Below are 20826 nucleotides of genomic sequence, written 5' to 3' on the forward strand. Positions count from 1 at the left end.
GGATGATTGACCTCAACCGAGTTCGAGCTTGGCCTCGACAAGCCTTGGCTCGTTCGGAAGATGCATCAAGGAGAAGCCGAATTCACGGCACATTGCCAGCATCTTGCTGTTTTCACCGAGCACGATACCTCCGATGCGGCGGATCCCATCGGCCTTTGCATAATCGACGATCTGGCTGAGCAACTCCCAACCTAGGCCATGACCCTGCAAGTCCGTCCGCACCAGCAATGCGTATTCGGCGCTGACGTGGTCGGGATCGCAGGACAACCGGCTGATGCCCGCCAGCGCGCCAGTGCTCTTGTCCAATGCTACGAAAGCCATATTGCGGTCGTAGTCGAGCTGGGTGAGCCGCTTCAACACCTGATCGGAGAAGCTTTTTCGCGGCGAAAGGAAACGCAGGCGCAAATCGTCAGACGAAATTTTGGCCAGGAATTCGGGATAGAGCGCGATGTCGGTCGGCTTGATCGGCCGGACGTGATAATGCGCGCCACCTGCCGACGTTTCCTTCTCCCAACCTGACGGGTAGGGCCGGATGCACAGTGCAGGATTCGGCCCAGGTTCCTCCACCCGCTTCGGTTCGATCTCGATGCGTGCATCGAGCGCGATCACGCCGGCGGTGTCCGCGAGCAACGGATTGATGTCCATTGATACGAGGCACGGAAAGTCGACAACCATCTGCGATAGGCCGTTGAGCGCCGCAACGATCGCCTGCCGATCCGCGGGTTTGCGATCGCGGAATCCGTCGAGCAGCCGACCGATCCGCGTTTGCCCGATCAGGTCACCGGCAAGAACTTCGTCGAGCGGAGGCAACGCGATCGCGGTATCGTCCACCACCTCAACGGCGACGCCACCCGCCCCGAACAGGAGAACCGGACCGAAAATCGAATCATGGCTGACACCAAGGATCAGTTCCTGAGCCTGTTTTCGCACCACCATCGGCTGTACGGCATACCCCTCGATATCGGCCTGAGGATCGTGCTTATGCAACCGGGCCTCGATTGCGCGTGCTGCCTCCTCGGCTGCCGCCGCGGCTGCAATGCCGAGCACCACCCCGCCAATGTCCGACTTGTGCGAGATCGCCTTTGACAGCAGCTTGACGACGACCTGCTCGGATGTCTTGAGAAGCCGGCCGGCCGCCTGCCCTACTTTGGCAGGGGATCTGGCGATGATCGTTTCGGGCACCGGGATGCCGTAGGCGGAAATCGCCGCCTTGGCCTCGGGCTCGGTCAGCATGCGCCGGCCTTCCCTGGCGACCTGCCTGAATAGGGCAAGCACCGCTTCTCGACCGCTCGTGGCGGCCTCGCCGTGGCTCGACGGCGTACGTAGCAGGGCCCGCTGGGCTCGCGACCAGTCGGCGAGGTAGGATACGGCCGTCGCGGCATCGGCGGGTGTCTCGAGGCTGGCAATCCCCGCGTCCTGAAGGATACGTCGCCCTTCGCGCGCCGTGTGTTCGCCAAGCCAGCAGGTCAGGACCGGTTTGCCGCCGATCTTACCGTCCTGCGCGAGCGTTGCCACCGCGCTTGCCGCGCCGAGCGGCGAGCCGAGCCCGGTCGGGCAGTTCATGACCAGGACAACGTCGGTCCCGGCATCGGCCGCGATGGCCCCGACCGCGACCCGGTAGCGCTCAGGCGGAGCGTCGCCGATGATGTCGACCGGATTGGCATGCGACCATGTGGCCGGCAGGACGGCATCCAGGCGGGCAATCGTTCCCGGCGCGAGTTCGGCCAACTCCCCGTTGCAGTCGATAAGTTGGTCGACGGCAAGCACGCCGGCGCCACCGCCATTGGTGACGATGCCGACGCGGGCTCGCTCCAGCGGAGCAAAGCGGGCGGTCGTTTCAACCGCGTCGAACAACTCGGCCAGGCCTTCGACGCGCAGGATGCCCGCGCGCCGCAATGCGGCATCGACGACACGATCCGCGCCCGACAGCGCGCCGGTATGGGTCGCGGCCGCTTTGGCCGCCTGCTCGTGCCGGCCCGACTTGATGACGATCACCGGCTTGAGGCGCGCGGCGGCGCGCGCCGCCGACATGAACTTGCGCGGATTGGGAATGGTTTCGAGATACATCACGATGGCGTGGGTGTGCATGTCGCCCGCCAGCATGTCGAGGCAGTCCCCCACATCGACATCGGCCATGTCGCCAAGGGAGACGATCTGCGAGAAGCCGACATTGTTGTCGGCCGCCCAGTCGATCAGCGATGTGGCAATGGCGCCGGATTGCGACAGCAGTGCGATGTTGCCGGACTTCGCGGCCATATGCGCAAATCCGGCATTTAGCTTCATCGGCGGGATCATCAGCCCGACCGTGTTCGGCCCGATGATGCGGAAGAGCGTGGGCTTGGCAGCGTCCAGCATCGCCTGACGCAGGCCATTCTCGCGCGTAAGCCCGGCAGTGATCACGACCGCCGTCCGCGTGCCCTTTTCAGCAAGGTCGCGCACGATGCCGGGAACTGTCTCAGGCGGTGTAACGATGACACCAAGGTCTGGGACGTCAGGCAAATCCGCCGCTTCAGCATAGCATTGCCGATCGGCGATCTGCGAATATTTCGGGTTGACCGGCCAGATGTCGCCCTCGAAGCCACCGCTGACGATGTTGTCGAAAACGACATGGCCGACGGAGCCTTCGCGCACCGACGCACCGAAGACAGCAACGGACTTCGGGGCGAACGCATGTTCGAGATTTCGGATCGTCACCCCTTGTGTCTCCTGTTAGCGGCGATAATCGCCGGTCGATCTTGCCCGTTCGTTGCGTTGGATCAAAGCGTTCTGTGGTTCTCGCGACTAGCTGTTGCCCGAGTTCGACGCGCTCGTCAGCGCTGACGAAAATTGGCGAGCATCGATCAGATCGGAAGGCATCGCATGAACGAGTCCATCCTGCGACGCGCATTGCTGGTGATTGCCATCCTGGGTCTCGCCGTTGGGATCGGAGCGTGGCGAACCGGGCTCGGGCCCCTTGAGGCCGACACGATCTGGACGGTGGCGACGTTGCCCGTGGTAGCGGCTCTCGCCATCTCCATCCTGCGCGATTTCTGGATCGGCCGCTTCGGTGTCGATGCTATTGCGCTGGTGTTGATGTCCGCCGCGCTGTTTCTTGGCCAACCCTTGGCGGCAGTGGTGGTCGCGATTATGTATGCGGGCGGCACGGTGCTTGAGGATTTCGCTCGCGGCCGCGCGGAACGGAACCTCAAGGCATTGACCGACCGATCGCCGCGTGTCGCCCACCGAACGTCAACGCTGGGGACAGAAACCATCTCCGTCGAGGACGTTGATGTCGGCGACGAGATTCTGGTCCGGGCCGGCGAACTGCTCCCCGTCGATGGCATCCTGCTTGATGCTTCGGCCTCTCTCGACGAGTCCGCAGTGAGCGGAGAACCCCTGCCGGAACGGCGCCGCGCGGGGGATGTGCTGCGCAGCGGCACCGTCAATGCGGGCGAGACCTTCAGCATGCGGGCTTCTGCCCTTGCGGAGCAGAGCACTTATGCCGCGATCGTACGCATGGTCGCTGCAGCGCAGACCGCGAAATCTCCATTCATTCGCATGGCCGACCGGTTTGCCCTGTTCCTTCTGCCAGCCACTCTGCTGGTTTCCGGCGCCGCCTGGTATGTTTCCGGCGACCCAATCAGAGCGCTTGCGGTGCTGGTCGTCGCAACGCCCTGCCCGCTCATCCTTGCTGCCCCCGTTGCATTCATCGGCGGCGTCTCGCGTGCCGCGCGTGCCGGCATCCTTATGAAAGGCAGCACGGCGCTGGAGGCTCTAGCGCAAGTCCGAACCGCGATCTTCGACAAGACGGGGACCTTGACCATCGGTGGCGCCGAGCTCATCGAAATCGAAGCCGCACCCGGCCTTGACGCGAACCATCTGCTGCAGCTGTTGGCATCCCTGGAACAGGCCTCACACCATGTGCTCGCCGACTCGATCATCCGGGAGGCGCGCGGCAGACAGCTGATGCTTTCGCATCCGCGTGATGTCCGCGAGCATCGCGGCGCAGGCCTGAAGGGCCGGGTCGAGAACATTGCGATCGCCTCCGGATCGCGGGCTCTTGTGCTCGCCGACAGTCCCCTGCCCAACTGGGCGAAAGGGGGCGAAGAAAAATACCGGGACGAGGCGGTGCTCAGGGTCTTTGTAGCACTCGGCGGGCAGCTTGCCGGTGTTTTCACGTTCGGCGACGCCCTGCGTGTTGATGCGCATGATGCACTCGGCAAGCTGCGCTCCGCTGGCATTGGTCGCATGATCATGCTCACAGGCGACGACGGCGTGGCGGCCAAGCGCATCTCCGCCCGGCTCGACCTCGACGCCCTGGTCGCCGATGCGACCCCTGCCGAAAAAGTCGCGACGGTCACAGCCGAGAAAGCCTTGGCGCCGACGATGATGGTCGGCGACGGCATCAACGATGCACCCGCCCTTGCCGCCGCGACGGTCGGCGTCGCCATGGGCGCGCGTGGGGCGACGGCCTCTTCCGAGGCGGCGGACGTCATCGTGCTGACCGACAGGCTGCTGCCTGTCGCCGATGCCGTCCGGATTGCACGGCGAACGCGATCGATCGCCTTGCAAAGCATCATTGCCGGACTGGCGCTGTCGGGGCTGGCAATGATCGCAGCGGCCATGGGGCAGATCACGCCGGTTGCCGGAGCGCTACTTCAGGAAGGGATTGACGTGGCGGTTATCCTGAATGCTTTGCGGACCCTTGGTGATGGACATCTGTGGCGCGCATAGTGGTCGAGAACAAGTTCGGTGAATGGCCATGGCACAGCAAAATCTGGTGGTTTGCAGCAAATGCGGCGGAGTCAATCGCCTGCCGCCGTCACGAAATGCCAGTGAGGCAAAATGTGGAAAGTGCCGGACCAGACTGTTTTCAGGTCACCCCCCGGACGTCGACGCCAAGACGTTCGATCACCAGATTACGCGAAGCAGTATTCCCGTTGTCGTCGACATCTGGGCACCTTGGTGCGGCCCCTGCAAGATGATGGCGCCGGCCTATGAAGCGGCGGCAAACGAACTGGAGCCACATGTTCGCCTGATCAAACTCAATTCCGAAAATGAGCAATCTGTCGCGGCAAGGCTCGGCATTCGCGGCATCCCGACCATGATTCTGTTCCATGGCGGACGCGAACTCGCGCGCACATCTGGCGCAATGACGGCAGGCCAGATCGTCAGGTGGGTTCGCGACCGCCTGCCGACGGTGACCGCCTGAAGTCGTCGCGCCAATGGATCCGCTCATCGCCCGGCTTGGACTGGCCCTCGCAATAGGTCTCCTTGTCGGCTTGGAGCGTGGTTGGCAAGAGCGGGATGCGCCCGACCGCAGTCGCACAGCTGGCATCCGGACATTCGGCATATCCGGGCTGCTTGGTGGCGTGCTCGCGGCGCTGGCCAGTGCACTAGGCTCCGTATCGGTGCTCGTCGGAGGCTTCATCGCCTTTGCGGCAATCTTTGCCTGGTACAAGGCGCGTGAGGCTGCCCATGACGAGGATTTCAGCGTCACGAGCGTGATCGCAGGCCTGGGCGTTTTCGCCCTTGGCGCGCTTTCCGTAGCCGGCGATTATCGGGCTGCTGCTGCGGGCGGGGCGGCACTGGCGGCAATCCTGGCCAGCCGAGAAGTCCTGCACGGTCTTTTGAAGCGACTGACCTGGGTCGAACTGCGTTCGGCGCTGATCCTGGCAGTGATGACGGCGATCGTCTTACCCCTGTTGCCAAACCGGACGATGGACCCGTGGGGCGGTTTCAATCCTTGGGAAGTTTGGTTCCTGACGGTGCTGATGGCCTCGATATCGTTCGCCGGCTACGTTGCTGTTCGCATTCTGGGAAATACGCGTGGGCTGCTGGTCAGTTCGCTCGTCGGTGCGATCGTCTCTTCCACAGCGGTGACCTTGGCGCTTGCCCGCAATGCCGCGTCGGGCGGCAATCCACTGCCGCTCGCCGGGGCGGCATCCCTGGCTGCAATGGTTTCGGTGCTCCGCGTCTGCGCCGTGATTCTGATCATAGAGCCAGGCGTGTTCGCTTCGGTCGCTATAGCGGCGATGGCAGCCGCGCTCGCCTTCGCTGTCTGCGGCGCATTGCTGATGACTCGCGACAGCGGGAATGAGGAACGCAGCGCTATTGCGCGCAATCCATTCGAGCTGGGTCCGCTGTTGCTGTTCGCGCTGCTCTTCGCGCTTGTCGCGACCGCAAGCGCTGGATTGGCAGCTCAATTCGGCAGCCGCGGCTTGCTGGTTACCTCAGCGCTGGCAGGCACGTTCGATGTCGACGTCTCGGTGCTCAGTGCCTTGCGGCTGGTCAAGTATTCGGTCCCCGTCGAGACTGTCGGTCAGGCTGTGCTGGCGGCACTGGAGGCAAATGCGATCGGCCGCCTGTCACTGGCGGTATTTGCCGGTCCGATCAGGTTCTGGGTGCCGCTGGCCGGCGCAACCCTGACCGCTGCGACCGCCGGCTATGGCGCCATGTTGTTGCCTGGCCCGGGATAGAAGCGCGGTTCTTGAGCCATCTTTGATGCGGATCAAGGGGCAGGCCCAGCTACGGCTCTATGGAACTCCTTAAAAGGAGTTCGCCATGACCAGTTTGAAGGACCTTACCCCGAAATTCCGCCATGTCCGGCTGCTGCTAGCCCGCGAGAAGGATCACCCGGAAGGAGATCGTGAAGAGGGTTACGACGTGCTGGCTCCGCTGAACGGCGAAGGGCGTATCGATGCCGAAGAATGGAAATCGCACAGGGCCTCATGTCGAGTTCGCCGGTTTCGGACTGGCGAGGAGGATCTGATCGGCCGGCTGAGACGCAAGCCCGGCGGGCAGTGGTATTTCGACTACGCCGAAGGCGACCGCGATGACGAAATCGGCTTTCATCTCGGCGACGAACGGTTCGTGACCGGTGAATATGTGTCGATCGAGCGCAACGGCACCATGCACACCTACCAGGTGGCAAGGGTCGAGCGGCCATGACGCGGCAACGCCTGGCTCCCTGGGAGTAGACCATGTCGCGACGCATCCTGATAGTGGTCGGCCATCCAGACCCGTCCCCGGATCGGCTCTGCCGCGGTCTTGCCGACGCCTATGGCGAGGGCGCGGGAAAGGCAGGGCATGGTGTCCGCCGGGTCGATCTGGGGGCAATCGATTTTCCGATGCTTCGGACGATGCAGGAGTTCGAGCATGGTGCGGTTCCCGATGAGTTGAAAGAAGCAGCCGAGGCGATCGTGTGGGCTGAGCATGTCGTCTTTGTCTTTCCGCTGTGGCTTGGAACCATGCCGGCCATACTCAAGGCATTTCTGGAACAGGTCATGCGGCCGGGAACGGCCTTTGCCTATCCGGACAAGGGCGGCGGCTTCACCAAGACATTGCTTCGTGGCCGCTCGGCGCGCGTCGTGGTGACGATGGGCATGCCTTCCGTCGTGTATCGGCTATGGTTCCTCGGACACGGCATCGCCGGCCTGAAGCGAAGCATTCTGCAATTTGTCGGCATCAGTCCGGTACGCGAGACCTTGTTCGGCATGGTCGCTGGAGCCAGCGATGCGACCCGTGCGAAGTGGATCCGGCATATGCGCGAACTGGGTGGACGGGCCAGATAACGCTCCCACATAACGCTCGTTGAATGCCGATCACGGCACCAGGACGGCGGCGCCGCTCAATCTGCCTTGCCTCACATCGTCCAATGCCTGATTGGCCTGTTCCAGCGGGTAGACCTTGGTGTACGTGTGCACCCGAGCGCGCCTGGCAATGGGAAAGAACTCTTCGGCGTCGCGGCGCGTCAGGTTTGCAACCGACACCAGTTCACGCTCTTCCCAGAGCAACTCGTAGGCCATCGCCGGAATGCCGCTCATGTGGATGCCGCCGCAAACCACCCGGCCGCCCTTGCGCACGGCACCAAGTGCGATCGGCACCAGGTCACCCACAGGAGCGAAGATGATCGCGGCATCGAGCTGCCTGGGTGGAAGCTCCTCCGACCCGCCCGCCCACGTCGCGCCGAGCGAGCGGGCGAATTCCTGTGCTTCACTGTCGCCGGGCCGGGTGAAAGCGAAGATGTCACGACCCTGCCAGATTGCGATCTGCGCAACGATATGTGCAGCGGCACCGAAGCCGTAGATCCCAAGCCGCTTGCCGTCACCGGCCTTCTTCAGGCATCGCCAGCCGATCAGGCCAGCGCAAAGCAACGGCGCCTGCGATACGGGGTCGGCATCCGTGTCCAGATCGAAGGCGAATTGCGCATCGGCAATGACATGGCTGGCGAAGCCGCCATCGCGTGTATAACCCGTGAAATCTGGCTGATCGCAGAGATTTTCATTCTCCGCGACACAGTAGGGACAATGCCCGCAAGTGTGCCCAAGCCAAGGCACGCCAACCCTGCGCCCGATCCTGGAACGCGCCACGCCTTTGCCGACGGAATCGATAGTGCCGACGATTTCGTGACCCGGAATGAGCGGCAGTTTTGGATGACGCAGATCGCCATCAATGACATGCAGATCGGTCCGGCAGACAGCGCATGCCTCGATCCTCAACCTGATCTCACCGGGTCTCGCTATGGGATCAGGCCTGTCGACCAGCTTCAATGGCACGCCGATGTTTTCGAGCACCATCGCTCTCATGACGTGCTCCATGTTGCCCCGGAAAAACAAATGCCGTGACTGCCCAGCCTCCGCCGTGGCGCGGCCAAACCGACAAGGCCGGCGATCCCGGCAGGCTTTCGAAAACTGCGGCAGTCACAGGTTCCGGCCAGGCGGCTGCCTGCTTCATTATCTATGGCTCGACGGTGAATTCGGCCCACATGCCGGCTCCATAGTGACCTGGCACGTTGCAGATAAGCAGGTATTTTCCAGCCTTCAGCTCGACGGTCAACGTGCCTGATTTTCCCGGATCAAGCTCCGAAACTTCGCCCTTGTCGCCAGCCTTGTCTTCGTCGACGCGGTTCTCGGCTTCAAGGTAAGGAAGCGGCTTGCCGGGATCGGCAAGGTGCATCACGATCATTTCGTGGACGGTGTCCTTGGAGTCATTCTTCACATTGAATGTGACCTCTCCGGCCTTTGCCACACTTGGCGAAGCCTTGATGCCCATGGTCGCCTTGGCGAGATCGAGGCCCGGCGCTGCATACGCAAGACCCATCGGCATCTCCGTGCTCGCGCCCTTGTCCCAGAGCGAAACCTGGACGAGCGCGTCAGCCTGGGCGGCGCCGGCGTGGCTAGCCATGAGCATTGCAGCAGCAAGCCCAAATGTTGCTTTCCTCAATACGGTTTTCATGGCGATCCTCTTTCCGGGTGGGCAGCAGAAGTGCTCTACATCCGGCCGTCATCCTGCTCACGACGTCACCCGCCGTCCTTGCGCCAGATCAAATTGATCGGCGCGGCCCCGATCGGTACCGATGATACAATTGTCAGCCAGTTGTCAGCTTGAATTGATTATTTCGCTCCAATGGCGGTGAGAATCGCCGTCTGGACGATCGAAGATTCACCTGCGGGCGCAACATCGGCGCCCAACCTTCCGAATGGAGTCATCATGTATCGCACACTCGTTTTCGCCGCTTTGGCAGGCATGATCGCGGGACCGGCGCTCGCCGCCGGCGGCAGCTGCAGCACCGCCCCAAAATCGCAATTCAAGCCCAAGGCAACACTGGAAGCACAATTGACTGGCGAAGGCCTCACCGTGCGGCAGATCAAGGTCGAGAAGGGCTGCTATGAGGTCTACGCGGTCGACAAGGCGGGCAAAAAGGTCAATCTGGCCTACAATGCCGAGACCCTTGAAAAGCTCGACAATGCCGAAGCCGGCGAAAATTGATCAGAACGTTCCGGCAGCAGCAGGCGCGCACCCATCGCCGCCGATGGTGCGCGTCTGGGATCGGGCCGTGCGGAGTTTCCATTGGGCATTGGTGCTCAGCTTCGTCACGGCCTGGCTCACCTCCCATTCCTCGGAGGGTATCCACCACTGGGCCGGATACGCCGCCGCCGCCCTCATCGGCATAAGGCTTCTGTGGGGTGTTCTTGGTACCCGCTATGCGCGGTTCTCCCAATTCGTGCGTGATCCGGCGACTGTCGCGCGTTATCTCTCGGCAATACTGAGCGGCCGCGAGGCCCGATATATCGGCCACAATCCGGCTGGCGGCGCGATGGTGATCGTCTTGATCGCGGCGATGGCTTCAACCGCTCTTACCGGCTGGCTGATGACGACCGACGCCTATTTCGGTGTGCCCTGGGTCGAAGCCGCACATAGCCTGGCGGCGCACGGCCTGTTGCTCCTCGTCTTGCTTCATATTGGCGGTGTCGCCCTGGCAAGCTTTCGCCACCGCGAAAACCTGGTCCGAGCCATGATCACCGGACGAAAACGCAGCGCCGAACCGGCGGACATCGCTTGACGATCGGCCAATCATCAACCCGGCGCCGTATCGGGCGCAAGCGGTAGCGGTCTCGATCGGGGAAGCAATGAACAGCAACCCGCCGCGCCTTTTGGCGGGCGGGTTGCAGCGTTGGATCACCGTCTACTTGACCAGGATCGTTGCCCACATTCCATTCATGAAATGACCGGGGATATTGCAAAAAACGGCATAGCTGCCCGGCTTGAGGTCCAGGGTCAGCGATCCGGTTTTGCCTGGATCGAGTTCGGAAACCTCGCCGAGATGGCCGGCCGCATCCTCGTTGACGCGATTTTCATTTTTCACATACGGCAATGCGGTCTTTTTCGCATCCGCGGCCGGCACGACGATCATTTCGTGAACCGTGTCCTTGGACGTATTGCTGACTTTGAAGGTAACCTCGCCCGCGGGTACGACGGTCTTGTCCAGCTTGATGGCCATCGTCGCCATGCTCATGTTTGCCGGCATGCCCATCCCCATCTTGGCGTCCGGGTTCACGGCACCGTCCTTGTCCCAAAGCTTTACGTTGACGGTCGTGTTGGCGAAGGCTGGCACCGACGCCGTCAAGAGGACCAAGACCAGTCCGGACTTGAAAAACTGCATGTTAGAATTGCTCCTGATCGCGTGCGGCGACCCCGCAGCCGATGGTTTTGAAGAATCATTTCCGGTCGCAGCGCCGGGCTAGCGCGGCCAAGCTGACAACAGGCTGACAATGGAGACAGGGCCGGAAGAGGCGACACCCTCGCGCCAAGCCGGCGCATCGAATCTGCTCTGGACATGAGCGGGCCGGCGCGTGCCTAGGTAGTTACCCGTAGGGACAAAACCGAATTTCGCGACCCGCGGATTCGCGCGATTGCTGTGTCGCGAAACAACCTGGACAACAGCCATGCACGCTTACACCGCCTCCAGAATTTCATTGCCGTCGCATTCTGCTCAGCCAAGCCTGCCAGTGGCCCTCGACTCGGAAACGCAACAGCCGGTCAGCTTCTTTCCCGCCGGTTCGGAGATTTATGCTCAAGGCGAGAAGGCTGGCGCTTTCTACCAGGTCGAATTCGGCGCCGTACGCATCTATCGCCTGCTCGCGGACGGCCGCCGGCAGATTAGCGCCTTCCACCTCGCCGGAGAGACGTTCGGCTTCGAAGGCGACACGACGCATCATTTCTTCGCCGAAGCGATCAATGCCACCGGGGTACGCGCCTTCCGCTTCAGCGCTGGAGCGGACTTGTCCCATCAGTTGCTTCCCCTGGCACTCAAGGGCCTGACGAGGGCGCAGGAGCACCTCCTTGTCCTCGGTCGTCAGAACGCCATCGAACGTGTCGCCGCCTTCCTGGTCGACATGATGGAGCGGCAAGGTGGATTGCGGCAGGTGGAGCTGCCGATGTCGCGCATGGACATCGGCGACTATCTCGGACTCACTATCGAGACCGTGTCGCGGGTTTTCACCCGGCTGAAGGATAAGGGCGTGATCCGCCTGCTCAACCTGCGCAGCGTCGAAATCCTCAAGCAGGATGTGTTGCAGACCATGGGCGTATGAGCCCTCCCAAGCAGACAGCGTAACGTCAGCCTCAGATCAGGACCCTGTTGTCATGCACCATACACTTACCACCCACACCGGATTTCGCTTCGAAGTGCGCCGCGCGTACCCTGAAGATGAGCCAACGCTGGCCGAGTTCTTCACCCATGTGAGCCCGGACGACCTGCGCTTTCGCTTTCTCGGCGCTGTGAAGGAGGTCTCGCATGAACGGCTGGTCGCGATGACGCGTTCAGACGACGCCCACATCCATAATTTTCTAGCCTTCTCCACCGACGGAATGCTGATCGCGGTTGCAACGCTGGCAAGCGATGCCGCCGATCGAAACGGTGAGGTCGCGATCTGCATTCGTGCGGATCGCAAGCATCTGGGCGTTGGTTGGGAGTTGCTCGCTTATATCGCGAACTATGCCGAAGACCTCGGCCTGGAAGCGATCGAGTCGATCGAGAGCCGCGAGAACCGTGCCGCGATCGAGGTCGAGCGCGACATGGGCTTCACCGTCACGACCGATCCCGACGATGCGACGCTGGTCCTGGTTCGACGGGAGTTGGGGGCGCGATCAGCCGCTTAGCTGCCTTGGCCCCTTCCGGGCCGTTGTGGGCGCGGCAGGTCAAAAGACGAGCATCTCCGCGGCCACAGCGCATTCTTCATCCGCAGGAATGACAAGGACATCGACGCGGGAAGTCGCGTTGCTGGCCAGTTCCTCGCCCTCTCGGTTTCGCTTCTCGTCGAGATCGACTCCAAGCCAGGCAGCGGCACCGCAAATCCTCTCCCGGACCAACGGCGCGTTTTCGCCGATGCCAGCCGTGAACACCAGCGTGTCCAGTCCTCCCATGGCAGCGGCCAGCGATCCAATCTCACGTCCGATCCGATAAACGAAGAGCGCGACAGCCTCGGCGGCGGCGGGATCGTCCGAGGCGATCAACGTCCGCATATCACCCGATATTCCAGACACTCCGAGCAGGCCCGATTGCTCGTAGAGAAGCGTGACCATTTCGTCTCCAGACAGTCGCCGTTCCTGCAGCAAGTGAAGGATAATCCCCGGGTCGAGCGCGCCACAGCGCGTGCTCATCACCAGGCCGTCGAGCGTCGAAAACCCCATCGTCGTGGCGATGCTTCGTCCGGCGGCCATCGCGCACAGGCTGGCGCCACTGCCGAGATGGGCAACGATCGCCCGACCGCCGGCGTGCGCGCCGTATCGGTCACGCAGCTTCGCAGCGATGTGACTGTAGGACAGCCCATGAAAGCCGTAGGAAACGATGCCCGCGTCAGTCATCGCGCACGGCAGCCCGTAGATTTTGGCGAGCTCCGGTCTGGTCGAATGAAACGCCGTGTCAAAGCAACCGACCTGGAGGGCCTGCGGCAAGATTTCAGCGGCCAGCGCGACAATCTCGAGATTGATCCGCTGGTGGATGGGCGCCAGCGGCTCCAGCAGGCGCAGTGCTTTGAGCGTGCGTTCGTCGAGCGGCGTCGCTTCGGTGAAGTCACGCCCACCGTGAACGATCCTGTGTCCTACCCTGTCGATGCGGCGCAGGAGATCGTTTTCGGCGAGCACGAATGCAACCGCCGCGAACGCCTTGCCCATACCGATCGGAGCTTCGCCCAAGCTCTTGTCGATCTTTGACCTGCCGGCCGCAGCCTCGACTCGCAGCCGCGGTTGTTGACCGAGAGAGGAGACATTGCCGCGCAGCAGCAGCGGGAGCTCACCGCGTCGCTCGAAAACGGCGAACTTCAGGCTCGAAGAACCGCCGTTCAGGACAAGGATCGCATCGGTCATGAAGCCATCCTATATGTTGCTGTTTCCTTGCGCTTGCGAACGGGCATCCGCTCAATCTGGACGCCTCGGCCCCGCATCGGCATCCTGTTCCCACTTCCACTCAAGGATTTCCGGCATATCCTGCCCTTGGGCGCGAATATAGGCTCGATGTTCAAGCAGCTTGCTGTCCATCGCCTGCTTAACCCCGACCCGCATGCTCTTCAGTCGTGGAACCCAATCTACGACGCTTTGGACGATATGAAAGCGGTCAAGGCCGTTCAGCACCGTCATGTCGAAGGGCGTCGTGGTCGTGCCCTCCTCATTGTAGCCGCGCACATGGATGTTGTCGTGGTTGGTGCGTCGATAGGTCAGGCGATGGATGGTCCAGGGATAGCCGTGATAGGCGAAGATCACCGGCTTGTCGGCGGTGAACAGCGAATCGAACTCGCGGTCCGACAGGCCGTGCGGATGATATTCCTTAGGCTGAAGGGTCATCAGGTCGACAACATTGACCACTCTGATCCTGAGATCAGGAGCCTGTTGCCTAAGGATCTGCACTGCGGCCAGCGTTTCGAGGGTCGGGACGTCGCCAGCGCAAGCCATCACGACGTCGGGCTCAGCCCCATCGTCCGTTGACGCCCAGTCCCAGACGCCGATCCCCGCCCTGCAGTGAACGATTGCCTTGTCCATCGACAGCCACTGCCAAGATGGCGGCTTGCCGGCGACGATGATGTTGATGCGGTTCCAGGTCTGCAGCACATGGTCGGTCACGCACAGCAAAGTGTTGGCGTCCGGTGGCAGGTAGACTCGCACGATGTCCGCCTTCTTGTTGAGGGCGACGTCGATGAATCCGGGATCCTGATGGCTGAAACCGTTGTGTTCCTGATGCCAGACATGGCTCGACAGCAGATAGTTCAGTGATGCGACCGGCCGCCGCCATGGGATATCGCGGCAGGCATCGAGCCATTTCGCATGCTGGTTGAACATGGAATCGACGATGTGGATAAACGCCTCGTAGCAGGAAAACAGGCCATGGCGCCCGGTAAGCAGGTAGCCTTCCAGCCAACCTTGGCAGGTGTGCTCAGAGAGGATTTCGAGAACCCGGCCATCGCGTCCCAGATGAACGTCTTCGCGCAGGATCTTTTCCATCCAGCCACGTTCGGTCACCTCAAACACGTCCTGAAGGCGGTTCGAGGCAGTCTCGTCAGGGCCGACGATCCGGAAGTTCTTCGAAGCCTCGTTCAACTGCATGACATCTCGCAAGAAACTGCCCATGGCCCGCGTCGACTCGGCCTTGATGGCGCCGGGGCGCTCGAGCGCAATGGCGTGGTCATGCAACCCGGGCAGTTCGAGAGACCTGCGCAGCAGGCCGCCATTGGCGTGCGGGTTTGCACTCATTCGTTTCGTTGCCTGGGGTGCCGTGGCACGGATCGCGGCGACAGGAGCGCCGGCAGCGTCGAACAGCTCCTCGGGCCGGTAGCTTTTCAGCCATTCCTCGAGCAGCTTGAGATGCGCGGGGTTTTCCGCAAGGCCTGACAAGGGAACCTGATGCGAGCGCCAGAAGCCCTCGGTCTTCAGGCCGTCGACCTCTTTCGGGCCGGTCCAGCCCTTGGGGCTGCGCAACACGATCATCGGCCATTTTGGTCGTGACGCGGTCGCCGCAGGTCCGTTGCGTGCGGCATGCTGGATAGCCTGGATCTGATCAAACGCATCGTCGAGAACGCTCGCCATCCGCTCATGCATCAGAGCCGGCTCGTCGCCTTCCACGAACAGCGGCTCATAGCCGTAGCCAGCAAACAGCGCGCGCAATTCGTCTTCGGGAATGCGAGCCAGAATGGTTGGATTGGCGATCTTGTAGCCGTTCAGATGCAGGATCGGCAGCACCGCCCCGTCGCGCGCAGGGTTGAGGAATTTGTTGGAATGCCACGCGGCTGCCAGTGGTCCCGTTTCAGCCTCGCCGTCACCGACGATACAGGCGACTACGAGATCCGGATTGTCAAAGGCGGCGCCATAGGCGTGCGACAGCGAATAGCCCAACTCACCACCCTCATGGATCGAGCCGGGCACATCTGGTGCTGCATGGCTCGGGATACCGCCGGGAAACGAAAACTGCCGGAACAGCTTGCGCATCCCCTGCTCGTCCATCGCGATGTCGGGATTGAGCTCGCTGTAGGTGCCCTCCAGATAGGTATTCGCCACCATTGCCGGGCCGCCATGGCCGGGGCCGCAGACATAGATCACATTCGCGTCCCTGAGCCGGATCGCGCGATTGAGGTGCGCATAGATGAAGCTTAAGCCGGGCGACGTTCCCCAGTGGCCGAGGAGACGCGGCTTGACGTGCTCCAGCCGCAACGGCTCGCGCAGCAGCGGATTGTCGAGCAGGTAGATCTGGCCAATCGTCAGATAGTTGGCAGCACGCCAATAGGCATCGATGTCCTGCAATTCATGCTCGGAAGGCTGGCTCGATTGGGCAAGTAGAGAGGTGTATTGGGTCATGTCTGGCTCCATTGCCTCTTGGTGCATCTCGCCGTACCGCGACATGCGCCTGTGCCATCGATCTGCAGTGAATGGACACAAACGCTTCCCGCGCTGTTTGGTTCACAGTCAACCGGCCACCGGCACCTAAGGACTTGCGATAACTGCTGTTCGTGACATCAGTAGTAGCGCTGGATCGCGCACGCTTTGATCCACCGCAAAAAAGGCGAGAGAGCGGGGTCGGCCGGTTCGACGCAACCCACAGCCAAAATCTGCGCTGTCACGACATCTGCCTAAGATTGTCCAGGTGTCTGTTGGCGGCCCAGGATCGAACGACGTCCAGCCCCGCGGCGCGATGCCGCCATCTTCATTCTGCGGCCTGGATCGGCGGCTCTCGGCCGGGTTATGCCAGAACGATTGATCGCGTCGCCCGCTCGGCTGTGGACGAGAGATGTCGCCCTTCGGCGGCATCAAGGATTCGGGCAATGGCTACTAGGAAGGCGTCATCGAAGCGATGAAGAGCTACACCAATGTGAAGACATTTTCGCTGCCCTGGTCCTGACCGAAATCCCCCAGTGCCGGCGGCGGCCGGTGATGCCCACCGCCTTTTTTGTCAGATATCAGGCGGGCCGCTCGTTTCGGAAAATCGGGGCAGGGGCTCAAAACAGACGATTCTTGAATTCCATCATTGAATTCATTTTGCCAAACCATTGATCCTCAATAGCTCGGATTGATATATCAGATTGGACTCGTTCTTCGCCTCCCGTGCCCGCCACACCGACATCCCGATGGCCACAGCGATCGCAATGAAGCTGCCACTCACCGCGATCAGCCCACCCTCCAGGAAAATCTCTGGTGCATAGGCGTCGTAGAAAAACCACCACCAGAAAAATGCGGGAGGCGGATAGACGGATTGGCCCGCAAGCTCGAACCATGGCGAGCCGAGTTGCGGCTGGAAGCCGAGCCGCCATGCCATCCACTGAGTCGCGCACCAAGTGGAAAAAAGGACGATCAGAAGGACGGTAACGACTTGGCCCCACAATATCCTTGTCGCTGGCACCTCTGTCTCCCTGACTGAGCATTTGGGAGCAGATAGAAAATGTTGAATTTCCGAATATGCAAGACTCGATTGGCAGAACGCAGCGTAGCCGGGAGGTGCAGAGACTTGCCTGGTGCGGTGCAGGGCCTTGATTGGCGATCAATGCGTTCGGCGTATAAGCGCGATGTCAATCTCCTGACCCGAAGCCGATGTTTTTCTTCCCCGAAGCGCATGGCGGCTTCGCGCCTAACATCTGCCATTTGGATCGATGGCACCGTCACCCGAAAGCGAACTTGGTTTGACCGAGGCGCGCCTGCATTCTCGAAACTTGGACCAGCCCCGCGCCAAAATTTATGGCCATTCATAGAGATGAGATTAGCCAGCCGACTTGCCGTTTGTCGTCTCGGGCAGACGATAAGCACCTAGTCGACCAGATGCAGCCTTCCCTAAAAAATTTACTCGTCAAAGGCTGCGAGAAAATCACGCTGCAAGAAAGGCGTAGAGCGCGTTGCGCACCCAGGAAGCAATCCTTTGCCGCAGCGTTACGGTGCCCTCGGGATCACCCGGTAGGCTGACGAAAAGATTTCATCGGTCGGGGGATTGCCGAGCGTCCGCTCCGGGTACTTGGCCATTAGCGTGTTGAACTGGCGCTGCGCGCGCGCGGTCTCGGCGGCGTAATCCATGGTTGGAATCTCGCGGTCACGCATCACCATCCGCCCGTCAATGACCACCGTTCGCGCATCGCGTCCGGAGCCCGAAATCATCAGGGTCTGGATGGGGTCGATCACCTGGCCGAGATCGGGGTTGGAGAGGTCCCATACCACCATGTCGGCGCGGCAGCTGGGTGCAAGCCGGCCGAGATCGGCACGCCCGAGCGCATCCGCGCCACCCAATGTGGCGGCATCGAAATAGTCTTCGGCCCGGCAGGCCTGCGCCTCGCCTTCGACGAAGCGGCAGACCATCAGGCCTGTCTGCATGTTGAGGAGCATGTCCGGTGGGGACGTGTCGGTGCCCAGTCCGATGCGAAGGCCGCGCTTGCGGTATGTCTTGAAGCTTTCAAGACCGTCGCCGAAGCGCGCGGCGACCAGCGGGCAATGCACGATGATCGAACCGTTTTCCGCGATGATGTCGAGATCACGGCCGGGCTCCCGCACAAAGCGCGATGGACTAACGAACGTGCCATGCGGCAGCAGTGTTTTCTCGGTCAGGAAATCGAGGCTTTGCAGCCATTCGACCGAAGTCATGCCGTGCAGGCGGCGCACGGTCTCGCGCTCGAAGCCGCCCTGGCAGCAATGCAGCCGGACAGGCACGTCCAGATCGCGGCCGGCGGCGGCGGTGCGCCGCAGAAGTTCGGCGGTGCAGGTCTCGATGCGGTCGGGCGCCAGCATGGTGCGGACAAGGCCTCCGTTCCGGCCCTCGAGCCGCTCGCAGAACGTGACCGCGTCATCCAGCCCCGCAAGGCCACGCGGCTCGTCGAAGAAAAGCTCGACCTTGCCTTCTTCGACGATGAATGGATTGCCGGTGCGGTAGGCGGGGCCGAGATAGACGCGCAGTCCAAGATCCGCCGCCGCGTCGGCCGCGCCCTCGAACTCCTCCACTGTCTCGCCCCATTGGCGGTAGTAGAGCGAAGCGATCGGCAGGGCGGTCGTGACGCCGTTTCGAATAAGCCGCGCAAAGGCGTGGCGCTTCTGGAACACCAACTCCTCAGGCGAGTACATCTCGTAAGGGCCGGCATCCATGTAGGTTTTCGGCCAGACACGGCCTTTGGCCCAGGCCGGGTGGTTGTCGAATGACAGGATCGTCGTATCGAGATCGGACAGCGCGTCGAGATCGATGAACCCCGGCGCGATCAGCGCCTGCCCGCAGTCCACGCGCTCGTCGACCTCACCCGAAAAATCGTGGCCGACAAACAGGATCGTTGCGCCTTGGTAGACAATTTGCCCGCCGGGCAGCAGAGTGTGCCGGCCGTCTTCATGGCCTACGACCCAGTCGGCGGTCATCAGTATGCGTTTGCTGGGCGAAGTCATGGCAGCGCTCTCCTCATCCATCTCATTCGGCGGCCCCTGGCATGCGTTTACGCTGTTCCCATTGCGCGACGCTCATGGTCGGAAGGTCGAAGGTTTCGCGCGATAGGGAATAGCCATGGCCGCCCATGCGGCCGATGGCGTCGAGACCCATCGGATCGATATGCAGGCGCTGGTTGATGATGTCGGAGCGGATGTGGGCCGCGACGACTTCGCCCAGTATGATCTCGCGCGAATTTCCGAGGCCGAGCGTCATATGGCGCCGGCATTCGAACGCAGCCGGCGATTCGGCGATGCGGGGCGCCGCGATTTTCGTTCCGGCAATGGCCGTCAGTCCTGCCTCGGCGAGTTCGTCGACATTTGGGGCAAACGGCACGGCACAGACGTTCATGGCGTCCAGCATGGCGCTCGATACGATGTTGACAGTGAACACGCCGGTCGCCCTGACGTTCCACGCCGTGTCCTTGAAGGACATGTCGTCGTGGTTCTCGACCCCGAGCGCGAGGATCGCCGGCTCCGCGGAAAGGCAATTGAAGAAACTGACGGGCGCGGCATTGACGCGCCCTTCGGTGTCGACGGTGGTTACCAGTGCGATCGGCCGCGGCACCACGGCACCGATGAGGATCTTGTATTTCTCGCGTTCTGTAAGACGCGTGAAATCGAACGTCGTCTCAGCTGTCATCGCGATTCTCACGGCACGGGAGGGAGGTGGCGGCAAGGGCGAAGCCCGGCCGTCCGGCATGCATGCGCAACATGCTGGCAAGCGCGCCTGGCGCTTTGTCTACTTCGCCGCCGCCCTGTAGTCGGAAAGGAGGTCCTTCAGGTCGCGTTCGCGCACCGGCTTGAGGTCGAGCAGACCGCGGGTCGCGACCGCCATCAGGTGTTCGTCCATGATCCTCACGGCCGTCGCTTCGTCGCCGCGTACCAGTGCGTCGATGATCATCTGGTGTTCGTTGACCGCGCACTCCGAGGAATGCGGCCGGCCATAAAGCGCCAGTATCAGCGAGCAGCGCGAGGCCACTTCCGCCACGTAGCGGATGAGGAGTTCGTTTCCCGTCATCTCCGCCAGCAAGGTGTGGAACTCGCCGGCCAAGCGGATCGATTCCGGCCCGTCGCGACCCTGTGCCCGCTCCTCGGCCGCGACATGGGCACGCAATGTCTCCGTCTGCGCCGATGTCAAGCGACCCGCAAGCGTTTCGATCACCGTCCGCTCCAGGCCGCGCCTTACCTGAAAGACCCCGCGCCCCTCGCTGATGCTTGGCGAGGCCACGGTCGCACGCTTGTTCGGCTGTTGCGAAACAAGGCCTTCGACCGTCAGCCGGCCAAGAACGCTGCGCACCACCGTACGGCTGACCCCGAAACTCTCGCCGACCGAATCCTCGGGGAGCTTCGTTCCAGGCGCCAACGCCTGCTCGATGATCGCGCGCCGCAGCGCCTGATAGACGCCGTCGGCGAGATTGCCGGCACGGCTGGGGCGCTTGGTTGGCAGGGATTTCTGAAGGGTCATGGCGGGCCGATTTATCAACTTGGCATGAGCGGGTGTCAATCATGGTTTTCTCGATGTCTGGACAGAAGCGAACCAAAAATGTTTTCTCTTGCATCATTAAACAGTATACACTATCGTAAATCAAGTGAATACAGATTGCATAATTAATAATCATAAGCTGCCTAAAGCGAGTG

Annotated in this window: 18 protein-coding genes and 2 pseudogenes; 10 read left to right on the forward strand and 10 right to left on the reverse strand. The window is 61.9% G+C overall.

Annotated elements, in window-relative coordinates; translation table 11 throughout:
• Window positions 1–12: 12 nt before the first annotated feature.
• The gene (locus EN850_RS29195; RefSeq protein WP_136092758.1) at window positions 13–2694 is read right to left on the reverse strand and encodes a bifunctional acetate--CoA ligase family protein/GNAT family N-acetyltransferase; all 2682 of its coding nucleotides are present in this window, start codon (window positions 2692–2694) and stop codon (window positions 13–15) included.
• A 165-nt stretch (window positions 2695–2859) separates the two neighbouring features.
• On the opposite strand from EN850_RS29195, the gene EN850_RS29200 reads away from it, so the two are divergent.
• From EN850_RS29200 to EN850_RS29220, 5 genes are all read left to right on the forward strand, one after another.
• Window positions 2860–4713, forward strand: a complete 1854-nt coding sequence (locus EN850_RS29200; protein ID WP_136092759.1) for a heavy metal translocating P-type ATPase — start codon at window positions 2860–2862, stop codon at window positions 4711–4713.
• A gap of 28 nt (window positions 4714–4741) precedes the next feature.
• Entirely contained in the window at window positions 4742–5191 is a 450-nt protein-coding gene (gene trxC, locus EN850_RS29205) for a thioredoxin TrxC (protein WP_136092777.1), read from the forward strand.
• A gap of 13 nt (window positions 5192–5204) precedes the next feature.
• On the forward strand, window positions 5205–6458 hold the full coding sequence (locus EN850_RS29210; protein ID WP_136092760.1) for an MgtC/SapB family protein: 1254 nt from the start codon (window positions 5205–5207) through the stop codon (window positions 6456–6458).
• Window positions 6459–6543: 85 nt separating this feature from the next.
• On the forward strand, window positions 6544–6930 hold the full coding sequence (locus EN850_RS29215) for a hypothetical protein (RefSeq protein WP_127871016.1): 387 nt from the start codon (window positions 6544–6546) through the stop codon (window positions 6928–6930).
• Window positions 6931–6962: 32 nt separating this feature from the next.
• Window positions 6963–7553, forward strand: a complete 591-nt coding sequence (locus tag EN850_RS29220) for an NAD(P)H-dependent oxidoreductase (RefSeq protein ID WP_135861776.1) — start codon at window positions 6963–6965, stop codon at window positions 7551–7553.
• Window positions 7554–7583: 30 nt separating this feature from the next.
• Here the strand turns inward: EN850_RS29220 and EN850_RS29225 are convergent, their stop codons facing one another.
• Both EN850_RS29225 and EN850_RS29230 read right to left on the reverse strand, forming a co-directional pair.
• Window positions 7584–8567, reverse strand: coding sequence for a zinc-dependent alcohol dehydrogenase family protein (locus EN850_RS29225; RefSeq protein WP_136092761.1), 984 nt, complete (start codon window positions 8565–8567; stop codon window positions 7584–7586).
• A 151-nt stretch (window positions 8568–8718) separates the two neighbouring features.
• The gene (locus tag EN850_RS29230) at window positions 8719–9165 is read right to left on the reverse strand and encodes a sulfocyanin-like copper-binding protein (RefSeq protein WP_245520798.1); all 447 of its coding nucleotides are present in this window, start codon (window positions 9163–9165) and stop codon (window positions 8719–8721) included.
• Window positions 9166–9471: 306 nt separating this feature from the next.
• Here EN850_RS29230 and EN850_RS29235 point away from each other — a divergent pair, with 306 nt between their 5' ends.
• Together EN850_RS29235 and EN850_RS29240 are read left to right on the forward strand one after the other, a co-directional pair.
• The gene (locus EN850_RS29235; protein WP_189343527.1) at window positions 9472–9750 is read left to right on the forward strand and encodes a PepSY domain-containing protein; all 279 of its coding nucleotides are present in this window, start codon (window positions 9472–9474) and stop codon (window positions 9748–9750) included.
• Between the two features lie 43 nt (window positions 9751–9793).
• Window positions 9794–10324 (forward strand): cytochrome b/b6 domain-containing protein, encoded by a 531-nt coding sequence (locus EN850_RS29240; RefSeq protein WP_127277208.1) that lies wholly within the window; start codon window positions 9794–9796, stop codon window positions 10322–10324.
• 123 nt (window positions 10325–10447) lie between these two features.
• Here the strand turns inward: EN850_RS29240 and EN850_RS29245 are convergent, their stop codons facing one another.
• Window positions 10448–10876 (reverse strand): plastocyanin/azurin family copper-binding protein, encoded by a 429-nt coding sequence (locus EN850_RS29245; RefSeq protein ID WP_245464307.1) that lies wholly within the window; start codon window positions 10874–10876, stop codon window positions 10448–10450.
• A gap of 331 nt (window positions 10877–11207) precedes the next feature.
• Here EN850_RS29245 and EN850_RS29250 point away from each other — a divergent pair, with 331 nt between their 5' ends.
• On the forward strand, window positions 11208–11855 hold the full coding sequence (locus EN850_RS29250; RefSeq protein ID WP_136092778.1) for a helix-turn-helix domain-containing protein: 648 nt from the start codon (window positions 11208–11210) through the stop codon (window positions 11853–11855).
• A gap of 52 nt (window positions 11856–11907) precedes the next feature.
• Window positions 11908–12423: a GNAT family N-acetyltransferase gene (locus EN850_RS29255; protein WP_136092762.1), complete on the forward strand. Its 516-nt coding sequence runs from the start codon at window positions 11908–11910 to the stop codon at window positions 12421–12423.
• Window positions 12424–12462: 39 nt separating this feature from the next.
• On the opposite strand, the gene EN850_RS29260 is transcribed toward EN850_RS29255, so the two are convergent.
• Window positions 12463–13629 (reverse strand): acetate/propionate family kinase, encoded by a 1167-nt coding sequence (locus EN850_RS29260; protein WP_136092763.1) that lies wholly within the window; start codon window positions 13627–13629, stop codon window positions 12463–12465.
• A 51-nt stretch (window positions 13630–13680) separates the two neighbouring features.
• Entirely contained in the window at window positions 13681–16104 is a 2424-nt protein-coding gene (locus tag EN850_RS29265; RefSeq protein ID WP_136092764.1) for a phosphoketolase family protein, read from the reverse strand.
• A 427-nt stretch (window positions 16105–16531) separates the two neighbouring features.
• Between EN850_RS29265 and EN850_RS29270 the strand changes: the two are divergent.
• Window positions 16532–16645, forward strand: a pseudogene (locus tag EN850_RS29270) (aldehyde dehydrogenase family protein); the annotation flags it as partial.
• A gap of 189 nt (window positions 16646–16834) precedes the next feature.
• On the opposite strand, the pseudogene EN850_RS29275 reads toward EN850_RS29270, so the two are convergent.
• The 4 genes and pseudogenes from EN850_RS29275 to EN850_RS29290 form a co-directional block, all read right to left on the reverse strand.
• Window positions 16835–17143 (reverse strand): annotated as a pseudogene (locus EN850_RS29275) (conjugal transfer protein TraG); the annotation flags it as partial.
• 521 nt (window positions 17144–17664) lie between these two features.
• Window positions 17665–19149, reverse strand: coding sequence for an amidohydrolase family protein (locus EN850_RS29280; protein ID WP_136092765.1), 1485 nt, complete (start codon window positions 19147–19149; stop codon window positions 17665–17667).
• 22 nt (window positions 19150–19171) lie between these two features.
• Window positions 19172–19828, reverse strand: coding sequence for a flavin reductase family protein (locus tag EN850_RS29285; RefSeq protein WP_136092766.1), 657 nt, complete (start codon window positions 19826–19828; stop codon window positions 19172–19174).
• 99 nt (window positions 19829–19927) lie between these two features.
• On the reverse strand, window positions 19928–20653 hold the full coding sequence (locus EN850_RS29290; protein ID WP_136092767.1) for a GntR family transcriptional regulator: 726 nt from the start codon (window positions 20651–20653) through the stop codon (window positions 19928–19930).
• Window positions 20654–20826: the final 173 nt, after the last annotated feature.

The organism is Mesorhizobium sp. M8A.F.Ca.ET.207.01.1.1 (genome assembly GCF_004794715.1).
GTDB lineage: Bacteria > Pseudomonadota > Alphaproteobacteria > Rhizobiales > Rhizobiaceae > Mesorhizobium.

Bases quoted from the DNA above. Each gene is read 5' to 3' on its own strand.
- EN850_RS29200 (WP_136092759.1), top strand. From the start codon at position 2,860: ATGAACGAGTCCATCCTGCGACGCGCATTGCTGGTGATTGCCATCCTG.
- trxC (WP_136092777.1), top strand. From the start codon at position 4,742: ATGGCACAGCAAAATCTGGTGGTTTGCAGCAAATGCGGCGGAGTCAAT.
- EN850_RS29210 (WP_136092760.1), top strand. From the start codon at position 5,205: ATGGATCCGCTCATCGCCCGGCTTGGACTGGCCCTCGCAATAGGTCTC.
- EN850_RS29215 (WP_127871016.1), top strand. From the start codon at position 6,544: ATGACCAGTTTGAAGGACCTTACCCCGAAATTCCGCCATGTCCGGCTG.
- EN850_RS29220 (WP_135861776.1), top strand. From the start codon at position 6,963: ATGTCGCGACGCATCCTGATAGTGGTCGGCCATCCAGACCCGTCCCCG.
- EN850_RS29225 (WP_136092761.1), bottom strand. From the start codon at position 8,567: ATGAGAGCGATGGTGCTCGAAAACATCGGCGTGCCATTGAAGCTGGTC.
- EN850_RS29230 (WP_245520798.1), bottom strand. From the start codon at position 9,165: ATGGCTAGCCACGCCGGCGCCGCCCAGGCTGACGCGCTCGTCCAGGTT.
- EN850_RS29235 (WP_189343527.1), top strand. From the start codon at position 9,472: ATGTATCGCACACTCGTTTTCGCCGCTTTGGCAGGCATGATCGCGGGA.
- EN850_RS29240 (WP_127277208.1), top strand. From the start codon at position 9,794: ATGGTGCGCGTCTGGGATCGGGCCGTGCGGAGTTTCCATTGGGCATTG.
- EN850_RS29250 (WP_136092778.1), top strand. From the start codon at position 11,208: ATGCACGCTTACACCGCCTCCAGAATTTCATTGCCGTCGCATTCTGCT.
- EN850_RS29255 (WP_136092762.1), top strand. From the start codon at position 11,908: ATGCACCATACACTTACCACCCACACCGGATTTCGCTTCGAAGTGCGC.
- EN850_RS29260 (WP_136092763.1), bottom strand. From the start codon at position 13,629: ATGACCGATGCGATCCTTGTCCTGAACGGCGGTTCTTCGAGCCTGAAG.
- EN850_RS29265 (WP_136092764.1), bottom strand. From the start codon at position 16,104: ATGACCCAATACACCTCTCTACTTGCCCAATCGAGCCAGCCTTCCGAG.
- EN850_RS29280 (WP_136092765.1), bottom strand. From the start codon at position 19,149: ATGACTTCGCCCAGCAAACGCATACTGATGACCGCCGACTGGGTCGTA.
- EN850_RS29285 (WP_136092766.1), bottom strand. From the start codon at position 19,828: ATGACAGCTGAGACGACGTTCGATTTCACGCGTCTTACAGAACGCGAG.
- EN850_RS29290 (WP_136092767.1), bottom strand. From the start codon at position 20,653: ATGACCCTTCAGAAATCCCTGCCAACCAAGCGCCCCAGCCGTGCCGGC.